We start from the raw sequence: 561 nt of genomic DNA on the forward strand, positions 1-561 counted from the left end.
CTTAGTAGCTTGTCACACATACATAAGGAACAATAAAATTGCTACAAAGATGCTCGCGTCCACTATACAGTTCTCAAAATACGGGCAGGATAACCGGCACATAATCACCACTACCCTCGGTCCAAGTCCATCAAGGGAAACAACACACCCATCAGAACCTCAACACCAGGAGTTTGGTGAGAGCCGGCCCCAGCCACACACCCCACCGAACCAGTCGGTGGAGAAGCGGCCTGAAGAAACCAAACCAGAATCCGCAAGGATTCGGCCCGATCCCTCAGGACCCAACAGCGCGCCTCGGCCCATCCCTCTTCACTCTTCCGCGTTCCACGCCCCTAAAGGCAGTACTAACTTCCGTGCTCAAGTTCTGGGCCTAATGGTCAATGTTCCACATTCCGAAGCACCATCGCCTCAGAACGGATGTCTGAGAAACGATGAATGGGCAGTCACCCAATGGGTGGCTGCCGAATGCTCCTTAGAAAGGAGGTGATCCAGCCGCACCTTCCGGTACGGCTACCTTGTTACGACTTCGTCCTAATCGCCAGCCCCACCTTCGACGGCTCC

General features: G+C 54.4%; 1 rRNA gene. It reads right to left on the minus strand.

Going from position 1 to position 561, the window contains the following annotated elements:
* Positions 1–476: 476 nt before the first annotated feature.
* Positions 477–561 (minus strand): 16S ribosomal RNA (locus ABD235_RS39885); the annotation flags it as partial.

Source organism: Kribbella lupini, assembly GCF_039529595.1.
In the GTDB taxonomy this organism is placed as follows: domain Bacteria; phylum Actinomycetota; class Actinomycetes; order Propionibacteriales; family Kribbellaceae; genus Kribbella; species Kribbella lupini.